General features: G+C 75.1%; 24 protein-coding genes and 1 pseudogene. 14 read left to right on the top strand and 11 right to left on the bottom strand.

What is annotated here, in order from left to right:
- Positions 1-4 precede the first annotated feature (4 nt).
- The 3 genes from ACZ407_RS32175 to ACZ407_RS32165 form a co-directional block, all read right to left on the bottom strand.
- Complete coding sequence (locus ACZ407_RS32175; protein WP_468134566.1) at positions 5-229, bottom strand: hypothetical protein; 225 nt, start codon at positions 227-229, stop codon at positions 5-7.
- A gap of 11 nt (positions 230-240) precedes the next feature.
- On the bottom strand, positions 241-453 hold the full coding sequence (locus ACZ407_RS32170; protein ID WP_468134661.1) for a DUF6458 family protein: 213 nt from the start codon (positions 451-453) through the stop codon (positions 241-243).
- Positions 454-588: 135 nt separating this feature from the next.
- Positions 589-972: a helix-turn-helix transcriptional regulator gene (locus ACZ407_RS32165; RefSeq protein ID WP_468134564.1), complete on the bottom strand. Its 384-nt coding sequence runs from the start codon at positions 970-972 to the stop codon at positions 589-591.
- A gap of 174 nt (positions 973-1,146) precedes the next feature.
- Between ACZ407_RS32165 and ACZ407_RS32160 the strand changes: the two genes are divergently transcribed.
- The 3 genes from ACZ407_RS32160 to ACZ407_RS32150 all read left to right on the top strand — a co-directional run bounded on the left by ACZ407_RS32160 (position 1,147) and on the right by ACZ407_RS32150 (position 4,196).
- Positions 1,147-2,091 carry a SigB/SigF/SigG family RNA polymerase sigma factor gene (locus tag ACZ407_RS32160; protein WP_468134562.1) on the top strand — a complete coding sequence of 315 codons (945 nt, stop codon included), beginning with the start codon at positions 1,147-1,149 and terminating at the stop codon, positions 2,089-2,091.
- A 55-nt stretch (positions 2,092-2,146) separates the two neighbouring features.
- Positions 2,147-2,989: a DUF1206 domain-containing protein gene (locus ACZ407_RS32155; RefSeq protein WP_468134560.1), complete on the top strand. Its 843-nt coding sequence runs from the start codon at positions 2,147-2,149 to the stop codon at positions 2,987-2,989.
- 154 nt (positions 2,990-3,143) lie between these two features.
- Positions 3,144-4,196, top strand: coding sequence for a mechanosensitive ion channel family protein (locus tag ACZ407_RS32150; protein ID WP_468134558.1), 1,053 nt, complete (start codon positions 3,144-3,146; stop codon positions 4,194-4,196).
- Between the two features lie 132 nt (positions 4,197-4,328).
- On the opposite strand, the gene ACZ407_RS32145 is transcribed toward ACZ407_RS32150, so the two are convergent.
- The gene (locus ACZ407_RS32145) at positions 4,329-5,495 is read right to left on the bottom strand and encodes a glutamate--cysteine ligase (protein ID WP_468134556.1); all 1,167 of its coding nucleotides are present in this window, start codon (positions 5,493-5,495) and stop codon (positions 4,329-4,331) included.
- Positions 5,496-5,836: 341 nt separating this feature from the next.
- On the opposite strand from ACZ407_RS32145, the gene ACZ407_RS32140 reads away from it, so the two are divergent.
- On the top strand, positions 5,837-6,118 hold the full coding sequence (locus ACZ407_RS32140) for a WhiB family transcriptional regulator (protein WP_468134554.1): 282 nt from the start codon (positions 5,837-5,839) through the stop codon (positions 6,116-6,118).
- An 84-nt stretch (positions 6,119-6,202) separates the two neighbouring features.
- Complete coding sequence (locus ACZ407_RS32135; protein ID WP_468134552.1) at positions 6,203-6,595, top strand: hypothetical protein; 393 nt, start codon at positions 6,203-6,205, stop codon at positions 6,593-6,595.
- A gap of 116 nt (positions 6,596-6,711) precedes the next feature.
- On the opposite strand, the gene ACZ407_RS32130 is transcribed toward ACZ407_RS32135, so the two are convergent.
- Together ACZ407_RS32130 and ACZ407_RS32125 are read right to left on the bottom strand one after the other, a co-directional pair.
- Entirely contained in the window at positions 6,712-7,275 is a 564-nt protein-coding gene (locus tag ACZ407_RS32130) for a hypothetical protein (protein WP_468134550.1), read from the bottom strand.
- Between the two features lie 140 nt (positions 7,276-7,415).
- Positions 7,416-8,363: a helix-turn-helix transcriptional regulator gene (locus ACZ407_RS32125; RefSeq protein ID WP_468134548.1), complete on the bottom strand. Its 948-nt coding sequence runs from the start codon at positions 8,361-8,363 to the stop codon at positions 7,416-7,418.
- Positions 8,364-8,561: 198 nt separating this feature from the next.
- Here ACZ407_RS32125 and ACZ407_RS32120 point away from each other — a divergent pair, with 198 nt between their 5' ends.
- From ACZ407_RS32120 to ACZ407_RS32110, 3 genes are all read left to right on the top strand, one after another.
- Positions 8,562-9,431, top strand: a complete 870-nt coding sequence (locus ACZ407_RS32120; protein ID WP_468134546.1) for an oxygenase MpaB family protein — start codon at positions 8,562-8,564, stop codon at positions 9,429-9,431.
- A gap of 114 nt (positions 9,432-9,545) precedes the next feature.
- Complete coding sequence (locus ACZ407_RS32115; protein WP_468134544.1) at positions 9,546-9,719, top strand: CsbD family protein; 174 nt, start codon at positions 9,546-9,548, stop codon at positions 9,717-9,719.
- 137 nt (positions 9,720-9,856) lie between these two features.
- Positions 9,857-10,798, top strand: a complete 942-nt coding sequence (locus tag ACZ407_RS32110) for a calcium-binding protein (protein ID WP_468134543.1) — start codon at positions 9,857-9,859, stop codon at positions 10,796-10,798.
- A gap of 234 nt (positions 10,799-11,032) precedes the next feature.
- Here the strand turns inward: ACZ407_RS32110 and ACZ407_RS32105 are convergent, their stop codons facing one another.
- The 3 genes from ACZ407_RS32105 to ACZ407_RS32095 form a co-directional block, all read right to left on the bottom strand.
- Entirely contained in the window at positions 11,033-12,049 is a 1,017-nt protein-coding gene (locus ACZ407_RS32105) for a quinone oxidoreductase family protein (protein ID WP_468134541.1), read from the bottom strand.
- 61 nt (positions 12,050-12,110) lie between these two features.
- Positions 12,111-13,070: a hypothetical protein gene (locus ACZ407_RS32100; RefSeq protein WP_468134539.1), complete on the bottom strand. Its 960-nt coding sequence runs from the start codon at positions 13,068-13,070 to the stop codon at positions 12,111-12,113.
- Positions 13,067-14,365, bottom strand: coding sequence for an FAD-dependent monooxygenase (locus ACZ407_RS32095; RefSeq protein ID WP_468134537.1), 1,299 nt, complete (start codon positions 14,363-14,365; stop codon positions 13,067-13,069). Before ACZ407_RS32095 ends, ACZ407_RS32100 begins: the two co-directional genes overlap by 4 nt.
- 309 nt (positions 14,366-14,674) lie before the next feature.
- Between ACZ407_RS32095 and ACZ407_RS32090 the strand changes: the two genes are divergently transcribed.
- A complete protein-coding gene (locus tag ACZ407_RS32090; RefSeq protein ID WP_468134535.1) occupies positions 14,675-15,259 on the top strand; it encodes a hypothetical protein in 585 nt (194 codons plus the stop codon).
- Between the two features lie 301 nt (positions 15,260-15,560).
- Positions 15,561-16,613, top strand: coding sequence for a glycoside hydrolase family 26 protein (locus tag ACZ407_RS32085; RefSeq protein ID WP_468134533.1), 1,053 nt, complete (start codon positions 15,561-15,563; stop codon positions 16,611-16,613).
- A gap of 33 nt (positions 16,614-16,646) precedes the next feature.
- On the opposite strand, the gene ACZ407_RS32080 is transcribed toward ACZ407_RS32085, so the two are convergent.
- Together ACZ407_RS32080 and ACZ407_RS32075 are read right to left on the bottom strand one after the other, a co-directional pair.
- Positions 16,647-17,033: a hypothetical protein gene (locus ACZ407_RS32080; RefSeq protein ID WP_468134531.1), complete on the bottom strand. Its 387-nt coding sequence runs from the start codon at positions 17,031-17,033 to the stop codon at positions 16,647-16,649.
- An 80-nt stretch (positions 17,034-17,113) separates the two neighbouring features.
- Positions 17,114-17,431, bottom strand: coding sequence for a hypothetical protein (locus ACZ407_RS32075; RefSeq protein ID WP_468134529.1), 318 nt, complete (start codon positions 17,429-17,431; stop codon positions 17,114-17,116).
- Positions 17,432-17,805: 374 nt separating this feature from the next.
- Here ACZ407_RS32075 and ACZ407_RS32070 point away from each other — a divergent pair, with 374 nt between their 5' ends.
- From ACZ407_RS32070 to ACZ407_RS32055, 4 genes and pseudogenes are all read left to right on the top strand, one after another.
- A complete protein-coding gene (locus ACZ407_RS32070; protein ID WP_468134527.1) occupies positions 17,806-19,014 on the top strand; it encodes an acyl-CoA dehydrogenase family protein in 1,209 nt (402 codons plus the stop codon).
- A 123-nt stretch (positions 19,015-19,137) separates the two neighbouring features.
- Positions 19,138-19,596 carry an RrF2 family transcriptional regulator gene (locus tag ACZ407_RS32065; protein ID WP_468134525.1) on the top strand — a complete coding sequence of 153 codons (459 nt, stop codon included), beginning with the start codon at positions 19,138-19,140 and terminating at the stop codon, positions 19,594-19,596.
- 157 nt (positions 19,597-19,753) lie between these two features.
- A complete protein-coding gene (locus tag ACZ407_RS32060) occupies positions 19,754-19,855 on the top strand; it encodes a putative leader peptide (RefSeq protein ID WP_468134523.1) in 102 nt (33 codons plus the stop codon).
- Positions 19,856-20,181: 326 nt separating this feature from the next.
- Positions 20,182-20,402 (top strand): annotated as a pseudogene (locus ACZ407_RS32055) (sulfate ABC transporter substrate-binding protein); the annotation flags it as partial.

Raw genomic sequence — 20,402 nt, 5'->3', positions numbered from 1 at the left:
ATCACTATGCCGGACCGGTGCGTCCTCGTGGCGCGGCAGGCCGGAACTCGGCGGAAAGCCACATGAGGTGGAACGCGGAGCGCAGCCCCTTGCGGAACGCGAACCAGGCGCCCCGCAGCATCAGGTGCAGCCACCACGCCACCACGTGCACGGCCGCCCGCCGCACGACCGCGCGCGGGTTCCAGCGGGCGAGCGCCCGCCTCCTGCGGCTTCGTCCCCGGCCGGGCACCGTCCGCCGCCTCAGGTCCGGTCGCGGGTCTCGTCGACCACCGGGAGCGCGGGCACCCGGCGGCGGCGCAGGACGCTCCGGTAGACGAACAGTCCGAGGAGCCCCGCGGCCATCATGATCAGGCCCACCAGGTCGAGGTCCACGCTCTTCATCTGCCAGTCGCTCGCGAAGGTGAGGACGGCCCCCACCACGATCAGGGCGATGCAGCCGCCTATGCCGGCCATGGTCTGTCCCTCCTCGTCGGACACTGCCGTCTCCGGACCGCGGCTACCCGGGGTGCCGCAGGTGAAACGGCGCACCCGGTGAAACCGGGCGCCGGACAAGGGCGTTGGGGCGGCGGGCCCGTGCCGGGCCCCGACCTAGTGGGCGCCTTCGGGGGTGCGGTCCTCGCCCTGGGGCAGGGCGGACAGCGGCTCGTCCTCCGGGCGGCGCGCGGCCACCCCCGGTCCCGCGAGGTACGCCAGCAGTCCGGCGATCTCCCGCCCGGCCTCCGCGGGGTGGCGGAACCGGGCCCCGGGGGCGATCTCGTAGCGGTTGCGCCGGCCGTCCCGGATGCGGGTGAGATAGCCGTCGGCCTGGAGGTCCGTGACGATCGCCTGCACCGTCCGCTCCGTGAGGTCGCAGACTGCCGCGATGTCGCGCAGGCGGACGCCCGGGTCGCGGGCGATCGTGATCAGGACCCGGGCGTGATTGGTCAGGAAGGTCCAGTTGGTCCGGCGGGAACCTGCGTGCTCAGTCTCCACAGCGCCATTCTTGAGGCGGAACCCCGGAAAGACAAATCCAGAACTGCTTTTCCGGTATCCCTTGACGTGTGTCCGTCCGGCGGGCAGGGTGCTGGAGGCAAGCGGAACCAGAGCTCCGCATCACTGACGATCGCGCAACGCGCCGCAAGCATCCGTGCCCAGGGAGCGAAGACGATGACTTTCACGGCCCCGACCGAGACCACCCACGAGGCGACGATCCAGGCCGCGACCGCGGACCTCCGCCTGCAGGATCCGCCGGCGACCCGCACCGCCGGCGCGCCCGAGGACCTGCCCGAGGTGTCCTGCCCCCGGGAACTGGCACCCGCCGACGCCCGGCAGCTGACCCGCGTGTTCTTCGAACGGCTGCGCAGCCTCGAAGAGGGCACCCGCGAGTACCAGTACGTGCGCAACACGCTGATCGAGATGAACATCTCGCTCGTGAACTTCGCCGCCCGGCCCTTCCGGGACCGCCCCGGCGGACCGGAGAACGAGGACATCGTCCAGGTCGGCACCGTCGGCCTGATCAAGGCGATCGACCGCTACGACCCGTCCCGCAACACCCAGTTCACGACGCTGGCCCTGCCCTACATCACCGGCGAGATCAAACGCCACTTCCGCGACACCACCTGGGCCGTACGCGTCCCCCGCCGCCTGCAGGAGCTGCGCTCGGAGCTCGCCAAGGCCACCGAGGAGCTGACCTCGGTCCTCGGCCACGCCCCCAGCCCCGCGGACCTCGCCGCCCACCTCGGCATCAGCGAGGACGAGGCGCGCGAGGGCCTGGTGGCGGCCAACGGGCACAGCGCCCAGTCCCTCGACGCCGCCCAGACCGCCGGCGCCGACGGCTCCCGGACCGCGGCGGCGGGCGGCTCCGCACACAGCCTCGCCGAGACCCTCGGCGAGTCCGACCCCGCCCTGGAGGCGGTCGAGGACTGGCACACCCTGGCCCCCCTGCTGGCCGGACTGGACGAACGGGCCATCCGGATCCTCCGGCTGCGCTTCGGCGAGGAGCTGACCCAGGCGCAGATCGGCGCCGAGATCGGCCTGTCCCAGATGCACGTGTCCCGCATCCTCTCCCGCACCCTCGGCGAGCTGCGCGCCCAGATGCTCCGCGAGGACTGAGCCGGCCCGCACCGGGCAGGGGCGCCGTGCAGGTGTCCGGGAGGAGGGAGCGCTGATGCAGGAGCCCGTCAGCAGGCCCTTGCGCCGGTCCCCGTCGCGGTCCGCCGCCGGCGGCCGCGCCCGCACGGCCGTGGCCGCGGCCGCCCGCTGCGGTCTGGCGACGCGCGGGCTGCTCTACGTACTCGTGGCCGTGCTGGCCCTCCAGATCGCATTCGGGGAGCCCGGGGAGCAGGCCGACCGGTCGGGGGCGCTCGGCACGCTCGCCGGCGGCCCCTTCGGGCGGGTGCTGGTGTGGGCCGTGGGCCTGGGCCTTGCGGCCATGGCGCTGTGGCGGCTCTCCGAGGCCGTGTTCGGGGCCACCGGCCCGGACGGCCGGAAAACCGCCAAGCGGCTGGGTGCCGCGGGCCGCGCCGTCTTCTACGCGGCGCTCTCCGTGTCCACGCTCGCGTTCGCCGCGGGCAGGGCCGGCCGCCGCTCCGGCGACGAGCAGTCGCGTGACGCGACGGCCCGGATGCTGGAGCTCCCGGCCGGCCCCTGGCTGGTCGGCGCGCTGGGCATCGCGGTCGCCATCGGCGGCATCACCGTGATCGTGGGTGCGGTCCGGCTCTCGTTCCGCAAGCACCTGGCCACCGGCCACCTGCCCGAGGGCGTGCGGCGTGGCGTGGACACCCTCGGTGTCGTGGGCGGAGTCGCCCGCGGGGCGGTGTTCACGGCCGCCGCAGGGTTCCTCGTCCACGCCGCGGTGTCCTACGACCCGCACAAGGCCAAGGGCGTGGACGACACCCTCCGCACCTTCGCCCAGACCCCGGCCGGGCCCTGGCTGCTGGTGGCGGTGGCGATCGGGCTGCTGCTGTTCGGCCTGTTCAGCTGGGCCACCGCCGCCTGGTTCCGCGAGTGACGGCGGCCGGCGCCGCGCAAACCTCCGGCACCCGCGCATCCGCGCAGCACCCCCGCACCTGCGCATCCACGCGCCCGAAGAACCCGAAGAACGAAGAACCCGAAGAACCCGAAGAACCCGAAGAACCCGAGGAATCCGAGGAGTTCGACGCTTCATGGACAGCGTTCTGCGGCTGCTCGCCGTCACGGGCGGCGCCGTCCTGCTCACCCTGGCGGCCGGCCGGCTCGCCGACAGCCTGCTGCGGCGGGCCGACGCCCGCCATCCCGAAACCCCGCTGTGGCACCTGCTGCGCCGGTGCAGATCCTCGCTGCGCCTCCTGCTGCCGGCCGCCCTGCTGCGCGCGTCCTACCGCCAGATCGAGTGGCAGCCGCTGCGCGAACACCAGGCGGCGGTGGGCAGGGTCCTCTCCCTCGTGCTGATCGGCGCGGGCGCGTGGTTCGTCGTCCACATCACCTCCGCCGTGGTCGAGTCCTCGTACGCCCGGTACGCCACCGGCACGCGCGACCCCTCCCGGGTGCGCCGCGTCCGGACCCAGGTGACGCTCATCACGAGGATCGTCACCGCCGTGGTCGCCCTCGTCGCCGCCGCCGCGATGCTGCTGACCCTCCCCGACTTCCGGGCCGTGGGGACCTCCGTACTGGCCTCCGCGGGCATCATCGGCATCGTGGCCGGCGTGGCCGCGCAGTCCACGCTCGGCAACCTCTTCGCCGGCTTCCAGATCGCCTTCGGGGACCTGGTGCGCATCGGTGACACGGTGGTCGTCGACGGCGAGTGGGGGGTGGTCGAGGAGGTCACGCTCACCTTCCTCGCCGTACGCACCTGGGACGAGCGCCGCATCACCATGCCCGTCTCGTACTTCACCGGCAGGCCCTTCGAGAACTGGTCCCGCGGCGGTACCCAGATGACCGGCACGGTGTTCCTGCACTGCGACCACAGCGTTCCCGTCCCGCTGGTCCGCGAGCGCCTCCGGGAGGTCCTCGACGGCTGCGAGGCGTGGGACGGGCGCGGCTGGGACCTCGCGGTCACCGACACCACCCCCACCACCGTGGTCCTGCGCGCGATCGTCACCGCGAAGGACCCCGACGACCTGTGGACCGTACGCTGCACGGTGCGCGAGCAGCTGGTGGCCTGGATCGCCGAGAAACACCCGTACGCCCTGCCCCGCGTGTCCACCGCCCCGGCCCCGCAGCCGCCGTCCGGCCGCTGAGCCCCGCGCCGGAGCACGCCGGGGCGGGTACGGGCGCCCCGCCCGGCGGCCGCCCCGGCGGCCCGGACGGTTCGGGCCCCGAGGGGCCGGGCCCCGGAGGGTTCGGGCCCCGGAGGGTCCGGCCCGGACGGCTCAGCTCCGGGAGGGATCCTCCGGCCGCTCCGGCTCGCCGGCCGTCAGGCGCGCACACCGGGCCACGACCTCGGGAAGGCCGCCCCGGGCCCGGAGGAGGAGCCGCCGCTGCACGCGGGCCCCGTTGCCCCGCTCGAACAGCGCCGCCACCTCCTTGCGGACGGCCCCGGCATCGCCGTAGTCCTCCAGCGCTTCCCCCACGTGGTCCAGCAGCGCCCCGACCACGGCCTCGGCCGGCGCCTGCCGCATCGTGCGCGGGTCGACCAGCGGGCCGTCGAGGCCCGACTTGCCCGCCCGCCAGGCGGCCAGGCGCAGCAGGCCGACCCCGATCCGCGCCGGAGGCCGCCCGGCCCGCCACTCGCGGGACGCCGTTTCGACCAGCGCGCGGGCCAGGGCGGCCAGCAGCACCGGCTCGGACGGGTGCAGGCACACGTCGGCGGTGCGGAGCTCCACGGTCGGGTACTTCGCCGACAGCCGGGCGTCGAAGTAGACCATGCCCTCGTCCCGCAGGACGCCCGTGCCGAGCATGTCCCGCACGTGCCGGTGGTACCGGTCGGCGTCGCCGAAGACCTCCACCGGACCGGCGGAGGGCCACCGGTTCCACACCCGGCTGCGGTAGCTGCCGTACCCGGTGTCCAGGCCCTGCCAGAAGGGCGAGTTCGCGCTCATCGCCGTCAGGACGGACAGCCACGGCCGGATCCGGTCCAGGACCGCCACCCCCTCCTCGTCGGACTCCACCGACACGTGGACGTGGCAGCCGCAGGTCAGCTGCTCCTGCGCGGTGAGCCCGAACTGCTCGGCCACCCACCGGTAGCGCTCCCCGGGGCTCATCGACGGCTCCACGGGAAGGGGCGAGGTGGCCAGCGCGGCCACCGCCGCCCCGGCGTCCGCGGCGTGCCGGGCTGCCTCCGCCCGCCAGCGCACGATCTCCTCGGCCAGCTCGCCCATGGCGGTCACCGGCCGGGTCGCGAACTCGACCTGCTCCTCCTTGAGTTCCTTCTCGAAAACCCCGCTGCCGGAGCCGTCGCCGGGCTCGGAGCCGGGACCGGGCGCGCCGCCGGAGGCCTCGCGCGCGGCCGCCGCCAGCACCGCCGCCGAGAGCGCGATCGGCTCCCCGGTCGCCGCGCTGACGAGCAGCAGCTCCTCCTCCACGCCCACACTGCGCACCCCGGTCACCTGCGGCCCCCGCAGTGGCGGCCGCGGCTGCGGCCGGTCAGGGCCAGGAGCAGGGCCACCAGCATCGGCACGGTCAGCAACAGCAGGTTTCCCATGACGGACCTTCCTGTCGGTCGGCAGGACGCCTACACGTCTGACCGGGCGGACCGGGTCACAAACCTCGCCCGGACCCGGGCGGGGGAGGGCCGGGCGGGTCCGGCCGGGGGAGCCGCCCTGCGCGGCCGGGGCCGCGCAGGGCGGCCCCGGCCCGTCGGGTTTCGGTGCGCGGGTCCGGGTCAGACGAGCAACTGACGTCCCCGGGGGACCCGTTTTCGAGTGAGAGGAGTCGACACATGCCGGACGTGAAAAGGCTGCCGGGCCGGGCGGAACACCACTGGATGTGGCAGGAGCGCGCAGCGTGCCGGGATCTCGGCACCGACAGGTTCTTCCACCCGGCGGGGGAGCGCGGCGAGGACCGCTCGGTCCGCGAGGAGGCGGCCAAGGAGGTCTGCGCGCTGTGCCCGGTGCAGGTGGAGTGCCTGAGCCACGCACTGCGGGTCCAGGAGCCGTACGGGGTGTGGGGCGGCCTGACCGAGACCGAGCGCCGCGCCCTGTACGCGCGGGCGGCGGGCTGAACCGGGCGCGCGGGTCCGGGACTGACCGGTCCGCGGCCGTGCTCCCGGAGTTTGAGCTCCCGGGAAGCGGCCACACGCGGGGACATGACCCGACACCAGAAGCCCCTCGGTCCCAAGTCGGCCTCCGCCGCGCCCGGTTCGCAACGCAGCGCCGTGCGCGCCTGGCGCACCCGGGCGGCCCGGACGGGCGCCGGGGCCGCGGCCGGCGCGAAGGAACACGCGACCGGAGTGCTCACGGCCCTGCCCGCCCCGCTGCCGGGCAGGGCGCACGCCGCGGCCCGCGCCCTGCGCGCCACCGCCGCCCGGGCCCGGACGCCGTGGTCCGCCGTCCGCCGCCACAAGGCGCTCACGGCGGCCACCGCGGCGGGGGCCGCCGCACTCCTCGCCGCCACCTGCGCCGCCGCCTACACCGCCGGCCGCCGTGCGGGCCTGCGCGGCCGGGGCCCGGTCACCCGCCTGACCGGCGGCCGCCTCTGACCGCCCCCCGACGCGAGGACACCCGCAGACGGGAGGACACCCGCAGACGGCGGTACGCGCGCGGGCCCGCCGCCCGGACCCCGCAGGTCCGGCCGGCGGGCCCCGCCGTCGGCGTCCTAGTCCGGGATCCAGTCCGTGCTCGAGTCCTCCTTGTACGTGAGGACCGGGGACCACTTGGTGGCCAGATCGGTCCACAGCGCCTGGGACTTCGCCGCCGAACCGGTGCCGGCGATCTCCACCAGCCGCTTGTACAGCGGGTCCAGCTGCGATCCGTACCCGCGCCCGAGCTCCGCGAAGTGCGTGATCACCGCGAATTCCTGGGCGGCGTCGTCCAGTGCGCCGAAGGCCCGGCCGCCCTTGATCCATTCGATGAGCGCCCCGGCCTGGCCCGCCCCGCCGTCCGAACCGCCGGACAGCGTCGCGGCCAGTGCGACGTAGCGCTGCGGCCGGCCGCGGCGCACCACGGGGTCGTACGCCTGGAAGCCCCGGGTGATCTTGATCTTTGCGGTGCCGAGCTGCCCGTTGATCGCGTCGCAGATCCTGGTCCGGGCATCGGTCGCGGTCGTCGTGTCCGACTCCAGCCACACGTACGCGTGCCAGATGCGGCCGAGATACGCGAGCTGGTTGGCGCTGCCCGAAGGCAGCTTGAGCGCCTCGGCCAGATCGGTGGTGAGCGGCATGGGTGTCCCCCCTCGTCGCTGTTGCGGCGCCCCCCGACGCCTCTACGCAGAGTCCCGGACCGGCTGCGGACCGTCAAGGGGGCACTCCCGGCGGTCCCTCCCGGCCCGCCGGTCCCCCCCGGCCGGGCCCCGGCCCCGGCTCAGCCTTCCAGCGTGGCCGAGGGCGCCACCCCGTACTCCTTGCGGTAGGCGGCGGCGAAGCGCCCGTGGTGGGCGAAGCCCCACCGCGAGGCGACGGCGCTGACGGTGGTGCGCTGCGGATCCCCCCGGCGCAGGTCTTCGTGCGCCCGCGCCAGGCGGACCCGGCGCAGGTACGCCAGCGGGGTGGTGCCGCCGTGCCGGCTGAAGGCGTACTGCACGGCCCGCGGGGTGACCGGGACGGACGCGGCGATGTCGGCCAGGCCGATGTCGAGGTGGGCGTTGGCCTCGATGAAGGAGACCGCCCTGCCCAGGGTCCCGCTGGTCGCGTCGCGGCGGTCGGCCGGGCCCGGCGCGCCGTCTCGGGCGGTGTGCGGAAGGGCCGACAGGGTGACGGCGGCCAGGTGGAGCGCGGCGGTCTGCGCCACCAGCGGGTTGTCCCCCGCCTCCGGGCCGGCCAGCACGTGGTCGCGCAGGTAGGCGACGGCCGAGCCCAGCCGCTTGTTCGCGAGGGGGCTGACGGCCCGCTGCCCGGTCAGCTCCACCGGCCCGCGGACCCCGGAGCCGGTGGCGGCGACCATGCCCAGCAGTGCGGGATCGAACATGGCGATCGTGTACCGGGCCGAGTGCAGCTCCCCCTGGTACGGGCGGTCGTGGGGCGCCAGCAGGAACGTCTCACCCGGACCGAAGTACTCCTCGCGGCCGCCGGTCGTGTCGGCGAAGGTCCCCGAGTCGATGGTGATCAGGCACACCCGGTTGAGGCACCCCGCGTCGTAGGACATCGTGTAGTCGAAGGCCAGCCTGTCCACCATCAGGCCCCCCGCCGCGCGGCGCGCGATCCGTGCCCGCGAGCCCTCCGGCCGTCCGCCGATCTTCATCGGCGTGTAGGCGGAGGAGAGGAACGCCTCGGTCTCCTCCAGATCTGCGCTGTCGAAGAAGAGCGTCTCCACCGAACCTCCCGGTCGCCCCGGCGCGAGCGGTCCGCCCCCGGGGTGCCTCATCGACGCTACTCGATCGGACCCGTGCCACGCGCACGGTGCGGTGCGATCTCGGCCGGATGGCGGCAGCGGAGCACGGGCGGACCGTCCCGACCGACAGGTCCGCGACCGGGGCTTCCGGCACCGCCCGCCTCGCGCAACACTTGAAGCGTGAACCGTCCGGTGGCCCCGCGGGCCCGCGACCGTCTCGGTGACGCGCTGTTCCGGCGCGTCGCCGGCCCGTCCGGTGCCGAGAACCGGGCCAGGATCCACGGCGCTCCGGGACCGCGGTGGTTCGCCCCCGGGGAGCCGATCCTCCGCGTCCACGCCGACGCCTCGATGTTCGCGGGCGGCCTGCGCGCCCTGCTCCTGCAGTCGCTGCACCCGCGGGCGATGGCCGCGGTGGCGGCCCACTCCGGCTACCGGGGCGACCCCTGGGGCCGCCTCCAGCGCACCAGCACCTTCCTGGCGTTCACCACGTACGGCACCGCCGAGGACGCCCAGCGGGCGGTGGACCGCGTACGCGCGGTCCACGGGCGGATCCGCGGCCGGACCCCGGAGGGCGAGCCGTACCGGGCCGACGACCCCCACCTGCTCGAATGGGTGCACATCGCCGAGGTGGACAGCTTCCTGCGGGCCTACCAGCGCTACGGCGCGGGGCGGCTGGACGCGGACGAGTGCGATGCGTACGTGGCCGCCGCCGGCCGGGTCGCGGAGGCCCTGGGCGTGGTCGGCCCGCCCCGCAGCCTGGCCGCCCTGCGTGAGCGGATCGAGGCCTACCGGCCGGAGCTCCGCGGGACCGGACAGGCCCGCGAGGCCGCCCGGTTCATCCTGCGGGAGCCCCCGCTGCCCTGGCCGGCCCGCCCGCCGTACGCGGTGCTCGCGGCGGCGGCCGTGGCCCTGCTGCCGCCGTGGGCCCGCGACCCCCTGGGCCTGCCGCTGCTGCCGCGAACCGAGCGCTGGTGCGTACGCCCCGCAGGCGCGGCGGTCACGGCCGGCATCCGGTGGGCGATGCACCCGCCGCCGCCGTCCGCAGGCTGACCCCGCGGCACGCACGGACACCGCAGGCGCTTCCCGGCCGGACGCTTCGCCGCCCGCGGCGCGGGTACCCGCTGGGATGGCCGAATCCCATCGCTCGTCATGGAGGTGGCTGTGATGGCCACAGGCAAGAAGGCCAAGAACGTCGGAAAGAACATCAAGGGCAAGGCGAAGGAGGCCACCGGAAAGGCGGTCGGCAACGAGAGCCTGGAGATGAAGGGCCGCGCCGAGCAGGCCGCGGCCGACGCCAAGCAGGCCGGGCAGAAGGCCAAGGACGCCCTCAAGCACTGACCGGGCGGAGTCGGGTGAGCCGATCGAGGGTGATTTGCCCGTAAGAGTAACGAGATAGAAGGTGATGAGGGGTTCGCCCCCTACGGTCGGTGTGCCGCGCGCCCCCTCGCGCGGCACGTCGACTACAGGAGGTTCGCGTGAAAGCCCGACAACCCCTCACCCTGCTGGCCGTCTCCGTGCTGCTGTCCCTCGGGGTCTCCGGCGCCGCCGCCGAGGACGCCGACAGCACCTGCTTCGGCCAGCAGGCCACCGTCACGGGCGCCGGCAGGATCACCGGCACCGAAGGCCGTGACGTCATCGTCGGCTCGGCCGGCGCCGACACCATCGACGGCCTCGGCGGCGACGACGTGATCTGCGCGCTGGGCGGCAACGACTCGGTGGCCGGCGGGCTCGGCAACGACCGGGTGGACGGCGGTGACGGCGCGGACCTGGTGCGCGGCGACCTGATCGGCACCCGGGCGTCCGTCGAGGGCGGGGGCAACGACGTGGTCTACGGCGGGGCCGGGGACGACCGCGTCGGCGGGGACAGCATCGCCTTCGGCGCCAGCGCCTCCGGCGGCGGCAACGACCTGGTCTTCGGCGGGGCCGGGGACGACCACATGGTCGGCGACAGCCGCGGCGGGATCAACGCGTCGGGCGGCGGCAACGACGTGCTCGACGGCGGTCCCGGCAACGACAGCATGACCGGCGATTCCTCGGCCGAGGCCGCGGCCGAAGGCCACGGCAACGACGTGCTCGTGGGCGGCGCCGGCGTCGACGACCTGATCGGGGACAGCAACTCCGGCAAGATCGCCCACGGCGGCGGAGGCGACGGCGCCCGCCAGGACCAGCCGGGCCGCGAGCCCGCCGGGCCCGCACCGGTGCGGCCTGCGCCGGCCAGGCCCGTGAAGCCCGTCAAGCCCGCCCCCGACACGCCCGCTCCGGCCCCGGCGGCCGGGGCCGAGGGCGGCAACGACGTGATGGACGGCGGCGGCGAGACCGCCGACACCTGCGACGGCAAGGGCGGAGCCGACGTGGTCATCCAGTGCGCACCGCCGGCGCCGCCCGCTCCGGCCACGCCCGCGGCCCCGCAGCCGTAGCGGTGCCCTGGCGGTGTCCGGACGCGTACCGCGGCACCGGGCCGAGGGCGGTTCTGCGCGGGTCGGCCCGGCCGCCGAGAGCGCCGCGGCCCCGCCCGCCCCGCCACGTCCGGCACGGAGGAGACGGTGCTCCCGCACCGTCTCCTCCGCCGTCCGGCCCCGGCCCCGGCCCCGGCCCCGGCCCCCGCCCGCGCCCGCGGCCCGGTCCGCGCAGCAGCCGGCCGCCGGGGGCGGTCAGACCGCCTTCCCGGCCTTCATCGCCTCCCACGCCCGGGCCGCCGGGCCCTCGACACCGCCCGGGACGAACACGATCCGGGCCCCCGAGGGCACCGGCGCGGACCACGCCGCCTCGACCTCCGACATCGGAACGGCCACCGCCGCGGTGCTCGGCGCCACCGCCGGCAGCCGGTCCAGGAGCTCCCGCAGCGCGGCCGCCCGGCGGGCCCCGGGGATCGAGCCCAGCCCGCTGCCGTACATGCGCACGTCCGCCTTGCGCAGCCACGCGGACGGCAGGGTCATGTCGGGGCCCGCGGCCGAGCCGATCTGCACCCACCGCAGGGGCCGCGCCGGATCCGCGCGGTGGCGCAGGATCCCGTCGAGCGCCAGCTCCGCCGGCCGGTCCCACAGATAGTCCAGTACGACGTCCACTTCGGCGGCGGCCGCGCCGAAGGCCGCCGCGGTCTCCTCCTCGGAGCCCGTGAGCGCCACCGTGCGCGCCGCGCCCAGCTCCGCCACCGCCGCCAGGGCCAGCGGATCGCGCCCCGCCGCCACGACCGAGGAGGCCCCCTGGTCGAGGGAGAGCCGGACGGCCGCCCGGCCGGCGTTGCCGGTCGCTCCGAGCACCAGGACCGATTCGCCCTTCCGGAGCTCCGCCCGCTCCCGCAGGGCGATCCAGGCGGAGGACGAAGGATTGACGGCCGCGGCCACGGCCACCGGGTCCAGCCCCGGCGGCACCGGCATCAGCGCCGCCGCCGGTACGGCGATCCGCTCGGCCATCGTCCCGTGCGGGGGCTCCAGCCCCGACACGTACACCAGAGCGCCGTCCCCGGTCCGGCCCACCGCGTCGAACCCGGGGACCAGCGGCAGCGCCGCGCCGCCCGTGTAGTGGCCGCCGGACGCGAACGAGCGCACCAGCGGGTACAGCGCCGCCGCCAGGACCTCCACCACCACCTCCCCGGCCGCCGGGGCGGGCTCGGGCACGGACTCGTACCGGGGCGGCTGTCCCAGGGCGTGGACCACGGCTGCATACATGAAATGCCTCCAAACGGGAGAGGAACCGGCATGCCGGACACGGTGATTGTGGCGGCCCCGCTCACCCGCCGGCCGCGACCCGCCGGGGCGCCGCCGAGGAGTGCACGAAGTCCGTCAGGAACACCGTGTAGTCGCCCTCGGCGGGCCGGAAGGCGGTGCAGTACCGGGTCGGGTACCAGCCCGCGACCTGCCAGGCGGCCGGCTGGGGCACCGGCTCGCACGCCCGGTGGACCGTCCCGCCGCGCTGCTGCCGCAGCAGGTCCCTGGTGACCATCGGCTCCATGAAGACGAGCCGTCCCCCGTAGGCGCCGTAGATGAACGTCTGGCCGCGCAGCGTCCCGGAGGACGGGGGGCGGCTGTCGAGGTGGGCGCCCATCGCCCCCTCCGCCGTCTGCGGGCTGCTCGCCGGGTAGCCCGCGGGCAGGTACTCCGCCGGGACGGGCCGGGCGGCCTCGGCCAGCTGCTCGCAGGCGATGAGCAGCGCGCACGAACCGGTCCTGATCCCCGCCCGGACCTCCGGCGGGACGAGGTAGAAGTGCACGTCGAAATGGGCGACGTCGTAGCGGCCGTGCGGGTTGTGCCCGTGCGGGTTCCAGTTGAGGAGCACCCAGCGGAAGGGCAGGCCGGTCGCGCCCGCGGGCAGCGCCAGCTCCAGGCTGTGGCCGCCGACGCACTCGTGCACCGGATCGGTGCGCCCGTCCCCGTTCGCGTCGTGGCAGTGCCGGCCGTCGGTCGCCGTGGCGGGCGGCTCCGCAACGGCCGCGGCGGTCAGGGACACCCCCAGGACCTGCGGTACGCGGCCCTCGTACACGCTGTACGTCCGCACCGACCCCGCGCCCAGCCGGGCGGCCGGACCCTCGCGGAGGCAGGGGAGGCTCCCGCCCGCACCGCCCTCCTCGCAGGCGGGCGCGCGCGCCGCGGAGCCCTGCGTCCCCGGCAGCCCCACGGCGGACACCAGCGTCCCGAGCAGCACGGCCGCGCCGAGCGCTGCGGGGGCGGACCACCGCCGGGCGCGGTTCATGCGGTGACGCTCCAGGAGGAGCGGGAGTTGAGCGCCGCGGCGTCCACCCCCGTGACCTGGCGGGTGCAGGACCTGATGTCCGCGAGGCCCTCCTCGGGCAGGACGTCCCGTATGTCGAGGAAGCCGTCCGGGGCCAGGGCCTCCACCTGGCGGAGCACCGGGTCGGGCTCCAGCCGGCGGTGCGCGCCGAGGACCCGGGTGGTCTGCGGCAGGCGGGCCGCCTCGTAGCGCTCCAGGGCCTCTTCCACCTCGTGGTGGGCGAGTTCGTACGCCAGCACCCGGGCGTCCACGATGGCCTGGGAGGCCCCGTTGGACCCTGTCGGGTAGACGGGGTGGGCGGCGTCGCCGAGCAGGACGACCGGGCCGTCCCGCCAGGTGGGCAGCGGATCCCGGTCGATCATCGGATAGCGGCCGATCAGCGGGGCCCCGGCCACGGTGGCGTGCAGGTCGAGGAACTCGCTGCGCCAGCCGTCGAGGTGCGCCAGCACCTCGGCCGCCGGCACGGAGCGGTCCCAGTCGGCCCCGCCGCGGGTGCCCTCCTCGCCCCCGACCGGGGCGGTGCGGCTCTCCACCACCCAGTTGACGAGGCAGCGCCCGTCCCGGCCGGGCCGCGAGACGGGATAGGCCACGGCCTTCACCCGCGCGTTGCAGCCGACGATCACCATCGTGCGCCCGTCGAGGAAAGCGGGGGCCTCGGTGACCCCGCGCCACATCCATATCCCGTTGGCCAGCGGCGGCCCCTCGTCGGGATGCATCGTGGCGCGCACCGCCGAGTTGATCCCGTCGGCGCCGATCAGCAGGTCGCAGGAGTACGGGGCCGCGCCGTCCGCCACGTACGCCCGCACGGTGTACCCGTCCTGCTCGCGGACCTGCTCGTAGCGGACCACCCGCCGGCCGGTGACGAGCACTTCGGGACCCAGGCGGTCCCGCACCGCCGCCAGCAGCAGTTCCTGCAGCCGGGCCCGGTGCACCGAGTACTGGGGCCAGTTGTAGCCGGCGGCCCGGCCCCGGGGCTCCGACCAGATCAGGCCGCCGTAGCGGTGGTGGAACTCCAGCCGGCCGCACGCCACGGCCATGCCGTCGAGCGCGTCCGCCAGGCCGAGTTCGGTCAGCTCCCGCACCGCGGCGGGCTGGAGATTGATTCCCGCACCTATCGCGCGCAGCTGCGGGCACGCCTCCAGGATGCGTATGTCGCGCAGCCCGGCCGCATGGAGGCTCAAAGCCGCGGTGAGCCCGCCGATTCCGGCTCCGGCTATGAGAATGCGCGGGGAATTCAATCCGCCGTACGGAGACATTCCTTCTCCCTCCTGTTGTCTGTGCAGGTCAGAAACGAGCATTCACCCGATTGGACCTGGTTGGGTGCCGCCTGACGGGTGACGCGGCTTTTAATCAGGTGTCGGCAACAGAAAGGCTGCGACATGCACCACGCGACGTTCGAGCCGTGCGACGCACAGCGCCTCCAGCATGCTGTTGACTACGCCCTTCACGCTTCCACGGAATCACTGAACGCCCTGCTGCCGCCCTGGATACCGGGCGACCTGAAACGGGAGATAACCAACGGGTGCGTCGTTTCCCACTGTGCGACGCTGCTCTTCCCGGAAACAGTGGAATCCGCGCTGGAGTACTTCGAGGAGAACGGGTGGCCGGCAGCGACCACCATACCCAGCGTGCTGGTGAAGCGCCGCCTGGTGGAGCGTCACTGGCTGCCGGAGGACGCCGACATACGGGTGACGCGGCTGCGCGTCACCGCCCGCCCGGCACCCGAGGTGGAGGTCTTCCTCTTCCCGCGCTCCAGCCCCGGCTACACGGAGAGCGTCGGGACCGAAGAGCGCATCCACGGCTTCGAGAACCACGTGGGCCTGTTCGTGAACCGGCCCGACGAGCGCACCCTCGCCCGGCTCGCCGACCGGCTGGAGACCGCCGGCCAGATGATCTACGAGGGCTCGGCGCACAACCCGCACGAGAACACCACCATGCTGTACTTCGCCCCCAGCGCCCGCGTGGCCACGGCCCGCCGCCGCTTCCCCCGCTGGGAGCTCCAGTGCGCGGGGGACCTCACGGCCCTGGCCGCCCGGCGCCGGGTCCGCACCCACGCGCTGCGCAGCGCCTACGAGGTGCTCAGGGAGAACCGGCTGGAAGCGGCGACGGCCTCCTCCGCCCGCCGCGCGATGGCCGCCGTGCCGGACTGACTCCGCCCGGCCCGGCCTCCGGCCGCAGCCCCGCTGCCGCCCGGGACCGTACACCCGTCCTCCCGCCCGCCTCCCCGCCCGGCCGCGCCCCGCGCCCGCGACGGGGAGCCGGCGTTCCCGGTCCCGTCGGCCCGCGGCCGTGAGTTCGCGAGCCCGTCAGCCCGCGAGCCCGGGGTGAAGGACCCGCGGGTGAATCCTGCCGCGAATGGCCCAGGATCCGGGCACCGGGCAGGCCGCGCGGGCCGAGGGATGCCTAGCGTCGCTCGCAGGAACGTCCGTTCGCGAGCCCGCTGGAGGGGTCATGTCCCGTAGAGGCCGCCGGCTGGCCGGCGCCTGCGTCGCCGCGGCCGTCGCCGGAGTGCTCGCCGTCGGCGGCGTCCACGCCCCGGCCCCGCGCGAGGCTTCCGGAGCGGGCGCGGGCAGCGCCGCCGCCGGGAGCGCGGGCAGCGCGGGGAGCGGGGTCGCCGTGGGCGCCTATCTCCACTACGGATCCCCCGGCGTCGACCGCATGCAGAAGCTCTCGCGCTGGCTGGGCGGAACCGAGCTGCGCGCCGGGCACACGTACCTGCCGGGGGACACCTGGGAGAACATCGAGGGAGCGCCCTCCTCCCTGGTCACCTGGGCGCGCTGGCGCAAGGCGCGCGCCGACCGGCTCTTCGTGCTGAACGTGCCCATGCTGGAGGGCAACGAGTCCGGGGTGCCGGAGGAGCGGATCGCCGAACTGCTCCACGAGGGCGCGGAAGGCGCGTACGACGGCCACTTCCGCCGCCTCGCCCGGCGGCTGGTCGCCCTCGGCCTGCGGGACACCGTGGTCGTGCTCGGCTGGGAGATGAACGGCTTCAACTACACCCACCGGTGCCGGCCCGACCCCGAGGCCTGGAAGGGGTACTGGCGGCGCATCGTCACGGCGATGCGCTCGGTGCCGGGGGAGGAGTTCCGGTTCGACTTCGCGCCCAACCGCGGGATCGACGCGGTGCCCTGGACCCGGTGCTACCCCGGCGACGACGTGGTGGACATCATCGGCATGGACTCGTACGACCAGCCGCCGGGCACCACCTTCGACGAGCAGATCACCCAGCCCTACGGGCTGCGCCACCACGTCGAGTTCGCGCGCAAGCACCGCAAGCCGGTCTCGTACCCGGAGTGGGGCCTGTTCCGGAACGGGGACAACCCCGAGTACATGCGCCGGATGCTGGCCTGGATCACCCGGAACAAGCCGCTCTACCACAGCATCACCGACTACTGCCCGCACGGCGTCTGGCAGTGCGGCAAGAACCCGCGCTCCGCCCGCGTCTTCCGCGAGTACCTGACGCCGAAGCAGAAGCGCCGGCCGAGCTCCCGCCCGCGGTCCTGAGCCCCGGGCGGCGCCCCGACGGGGGAAGACCCCTCACCGGCCCGCTCCGGCCCGCGTCACGCGGGCGACCACGGCGGCGACCGCGGCCGCGGCCGCGAAGGAACCGGCCGCGACCATGCCCGCACCGATGACGAACAGACCGCTGGCGTCGTCCGACCAGTCGTAGCCGGCGGCGGCCGCCAGACCGGCCGTGGTGCCGACCACGGCGGCCGCCCCGTGCCGCCGGTACGCGGCCCAGGCCACCGCCGGGAGCAGGGTGAGCAGCAGACCGATCACCTGCCATGCCTCGTACGGTCCGCTGACCGAGCCGTCGGGGTGCACGTCGCGGTGCTGGTCCCAGCCCAGCCAGGCGGCCCAGGCCGCGGCGGACACCGCGCACAGCAGCAGGAAGGGGGCGGGCTTGATCGTGTTCTCGGTCATGCCCCCACCCTGCGCCCCGGGCCGCGGCCCGCAGGAGAGTACGGCTACTCATCGCCCCTGAGTAGCCGCAGCCCGAAGGCTCAGGCGTTCACGGGGGTTTGGGGCGGGATCTCGGCGGGGGCGGAGGAGCCGGACGACGCGCCGATGTTGATGCCCGCCCGGCGCTGGCGGGCCGGCGCGCGGCGGACGGGTTCGGGGGCGCCGATCGCGGTGAGCTCGGCCGCGGACCAGCCGGCCTTCTCGGCCGCCGCGTACGCCTTCCCGTACGGCACCTCCGTGTCGGCCAGCATGGCTTCCAGCTGCTTGCGCTCCGCCAGGATGTCCGCGAGGGGCTGCAGCGCAGTCTGCCGCGCTTCCTGGAGCTCCTGCGCCTTCTTGAGGATCTCGTGTGCGTCCATGCCCGGCATGATGCCCCCACCCGCCCCGGTCCCGCCCGCACGACACGGGCCGCGGACGGCCGGGCCGGATTCCCCGGTCGATCGCGGCATGACCCCATCTGCTGATGCCCGGCCGCCAGTTGACGGCCGTACCCGGGGTCCCCCGGCCGCCCCGCCCGTTGCACACGATCCTGCGGGGGCGTCCCGGCGGCCGGCGGTCTCCCATGCCGAGACGGGTCTGTCCAGCATGCGATCGGCCGCTTGCTGAGGCGGCCGGGCTGGGTCACCATCCCTATCATTCCGATGGGAAAGATAGGGATTGATGTCATGCGGTCTGCCCCCACAGCGCCAGCCCTCGCACCGCGCCGCGGCCCCCGGGCCTGCCGGTGATACCCGTGCCGACGAAGACCCCGGGCACCACCGGCGACCGGTCCGCCGAAGCACAGCGCCACACCCTCCTGCGCACCGCCCGCGACGTGGCCGAGGACCTCGCCGCCGACGCCATCGCGCGTGACCAGGCGGGCAAGTCCCCGGCCGACGAGGTCGCCCGGCTGCGCGAGGCCGGCCTCCCCGCCGCCCTCACCCCGCCCGCGCCCGGCCGGGGGGCGGACTGGCACACCGGATGCGCCGTGGTACGCGAGATCGCCGCAGCGGACAGCTCCGCCGGCGACCTGCTCGCCCGGCACTACGTCCACGCCTGGAGCGGTCGCTTCTACGGGGCTCCCGAGTCGGCCGAGGCCCTCGAAGAGGAGTCCGTGCGCGAACAGTGGCTGTGGACCGGCGCGGTCCGCAGCCCCGGACCGTACGAGGGAGCGGACGGGCTGCCCGGGCTCACCCTGCGGCCGCGCGGCACCGGATACGTGCTCGACGGACAGCGGTCCGTGGAGACCGCGGTGGACCTCGCCGACCAGATCGTGGTGGACGCCGCCTGCGCCGCCACCGGAGACATCCTGGTCGTACGCATCCCCGCCGGGGAGCGGGGCGTACGCGCCGAACCCGCCCACGACCGCTTCGGACAGCGCGTCGCCGGCGCCGGCACCCTCGCCTTCGACCGGGTCACCCTCACCCCCGACCGCGTGCTGGGCCACCGGCCGCACGACGAGGAAGCCGCCGCCCCCTTCACCGCCCTCGCCGAACCCGCACTCCGCCTGGCCCTCTGTCACGTCGGCCTGGGCATCGCCGAAGGCGCCCTCACCGAAGCGCGCGACCTCAGCAGGGGAGCCCGGGCGCACCGCCTGCCCGGCGAGGAACCCGACCTCTACCTGACCTACGGCGAACTGGCCGCGGCCGCACAGACCGCCCTCGCCGTCGTCGACCGGGCCACCGGGGTGATGGCCCAGGCCCTCGCCGCCGGCGCGCACCTCGACGCCGAGGAGGCCGCCGCCGTGACCGCCCTGGTCGCCACGGCCGAGACGGTGACCTCCAAGGCCGCCCTGCGCATCACCGCCGGGGTGCTGGAACTCGCCGACGCCCCCGGCCTGGACCGCTTCTGGCGCAACGCCCGCGTCCTGACGTCCCACCGCCGGTCCGCGCACCGGCTGCGCTCCATCGGCGAGCACTACCTCAACGGCCCGCACCGCGAACCGGCCGCCGCCCTGCGCTGAGGCCGCCGCCCCGGATCCTGCCCGTTCACCGGCCCCGCGCCGGCCGGTCCGGCAGCCCGCCGCCCCGCGCCGCCGCCCCCTACCGGGCGGCGGGCGGCCCCGGGGGTGCGGAATAATGCAGGCATGCGGATCTCAGCCAGGGCGGATTACGCGGTACGGGCCGCACTGCAGCTCGCCGCGTCCGAAGACGACGGCCCCCTCAAGGCCGAAGCCATCGCCGCCGCCCAGGACATCCCGCACAAGTTCCTCGAAGGCATCCTCAACGACATGCGCCGGGGCGGCCTCGTGTCCAGCCAGCGCGGGGTCCACGGCGGTTACCGGCTGGCCCGGCCCGCGCAGGCCATCAGCATCGCCGACGTGATCCGCGTGGTGGACGGTCCGCTCGTGTCCGTGCGCGGGGTGCGCCCGCCGGACCTCTCCTACAGCGGCCCGGCCGAGGCCCTGCTGCCCCTGTGGATCGCCCTGCGCTCCAACGTCCGCGAGATCCTGGACGGGGTGTCCCTCGCCGACGTCGCCTCGTCCCACCTGCCGGCCGACGTGTCCGCCCTGACCCGCGCCCCCGACGCGTGGGTCAACCCCTGACCGCCCGAGCGGTACCCCGCAGACCCCCACCGACCTGCATTTTCTCGGATTCTGAGAAGCATCCTTCCAGCATGTGGTCACCCTCTTGGGGCGCCGCCCCTCCCTCTGCCAAGATGCCTACCAACCCGGTGGGAAAACTAGGATTGAGGAGGCGGTCATGCACGTACAGCACCACGCAGGCCGCCGCCCGTCCCTCCTGACGTGCCGCCGCCACATCGACCTGGTCCGCACGTCCAGCGCCATCTGTCGGACTGCCTGAAGCCGCACTCCGGCCCCGGCCCCGCGGCCGGGACCCCTGGCGAGCAACCCGGGCACGCACACGAAGCGCGCGCAAGCCCCGTACCCACACGGCCCGTCCGCTCGAAGACGGCACACCGGCCCGTGCACCTCGGCGCGGCCGTGCCCGTCGCCGCCCCGACGGAGCCCGCGCCTTGCCGGACGGCCGACGGCTGCACACCCTGCAACCGCTGCCGACGCACGTGCTGCCCTCCTGCCCGTCCCCCCGTACTCCGGACCGCTCCCGGACCACCGCCCGTCCCGCACCACCAGCACCTCCAGCACACCTCCTCGTGAAAGGACACCTCCGTGTCTGCCGCCAGACCGCTCACCGCCCTGCGCACCGCCGCCGCCCTCGCCGCCCTCCCCCTGCTCCTGACCGCCTGCGGCTACGGCTCCGAGGCCCCGGCCGAGGAGAAGGACGCGAAGTCCAACGTCTCCTCGACGGGGAAGAAGCTGTCGGCGGACAGCGTGCGGATCGGCTACTTCCCGAACCTGACGCACGCGACCGCGCTGGTCGGCATCCAGGA

The sequence above is a fragment of the Streptomyces sp. NPDC030809 genome (genome assembly GCF_055572195.1).
The sequence above is the reverse complement of the archived record's forward strand: the minus strand, read 5'-3'. Positions and strand labels throughout refer to the sequence as shown.

Bases quoted from the DNA above. Each gene is read 5' to 3' on its own strand.
- ACZ407_RS32130 (WP_468134550.1), bottom strand. From the start codon at position 7,275: ATGCCGCTCACCACCGATCTGGCCGAGGCGCTCAAGCTGCCTTCGGGC.
- ACZ407_RS32095 (WP_468134537.1), bottom strand. From the start codon at position 14,365: ATGTCTCCGTACGGCGGATTGAATTCCCCGCGCATTCTCATAGCCGGA.
- ACZ407_RS32080 (WP_468134531.1), bottom strand. From the start codon at position 17,033: ATGACCGAGAACACGATCAAGCCCGCCCCCTTCCTGCTGCTGTGCGCG.
- ACZ407_RS32085 (WP_468134533.1), top strand. From the start codon at position 15,561: ATGTCCCGTAGAGGCCGCCGGCTGGCCGGCGCCTGCGTCGCCGCGGCC.
- ACZ407_RS32060 (WP_468134523.1), top strand. From the start codon at position 19,754: ATGCACGTACAGCACCACGCAGGCCGCCGCCCGTCCCTCCTGACGTGC.
- ACZ407_RS32150 (WP_468134558.1), top strand. From the start codon at position 3,144: ATGGACAGCGTTCTGCGGCTGCTCGCCGTCACGGGCGGCGCCGTCCTG.
- ACZ407_RS32115 (WP_468134544.1), top strand. From the start codon at position 9,546: ATGGCCACAGGCAAGAAGGCCAAGAACGTCGGAAAGAACATCAAGGGC.
- ACZ407_RS32100 (WP_468134539.1), bottom strand. From the start codon at position 13,070: ATGAACCGCGCCCGGCGGTGGTCCGCCCCCGCAGCGCTCGGCGCGGCC.
- ACZ407_RS32135 (WP_468134552.1), top strand. From the start codon at position 6,203: ATGACCCGACACCAGAAGCCCCTCGGTCCCAAGTCGGCCTCCGCCGCG.
- ACZ407_RS32155 (WP_468134560.1), top strand. From the start codon at position 2,147: ATGCAGGAGCCCGTCAGCAGGCCCTTGCGCCGGTCCCCGTCGCGGTCC.
- ACZ407_RS32075 (WP_468134529.1), bottom strand. From the start codon at position 17,431: ATGGACGCACACGAGATCCTCAAGAAGGCGCAGGAGCTCCAGGAAGCG.
- ACZ407_RS32140 (WP_468134554.1), top strand. From the start codon at position 5,837: ATGCCGGACGTGAAAAGGCTGCCGGGCCGGGCGGAACACCACTGGATG.
- ACZ407_RS32065 (WP_468134525.1), top strand. From the start codon at position 19,138: ATGCGGATCTCAGCCAGGGCGGATTACGCGGTACGGGCCGCACTGCAG.
- ACZ407_RS32170 (WP_468134661.1), bottom strand. From the start codon at position 453: ATGGCCGGCATAGGCGGCTGCATCGCCCTGATCGTGGTGGGGGCCGTC.
- ACZ407_RS32105 (WP_468134541.1), bottom strand. From the start codon at position 12,049: ATGTATGCAGCCGTGGTCCACGCCCTGGGACAGCCGCCCCGGTACGAG.
- ACZ407_RS32160 (WP_468134562.1), top strand. From the start codon at position 1,147: ATGACTTTCACGGCCCCGACCGAGACCACCCACGAGGCGACGATCCAG.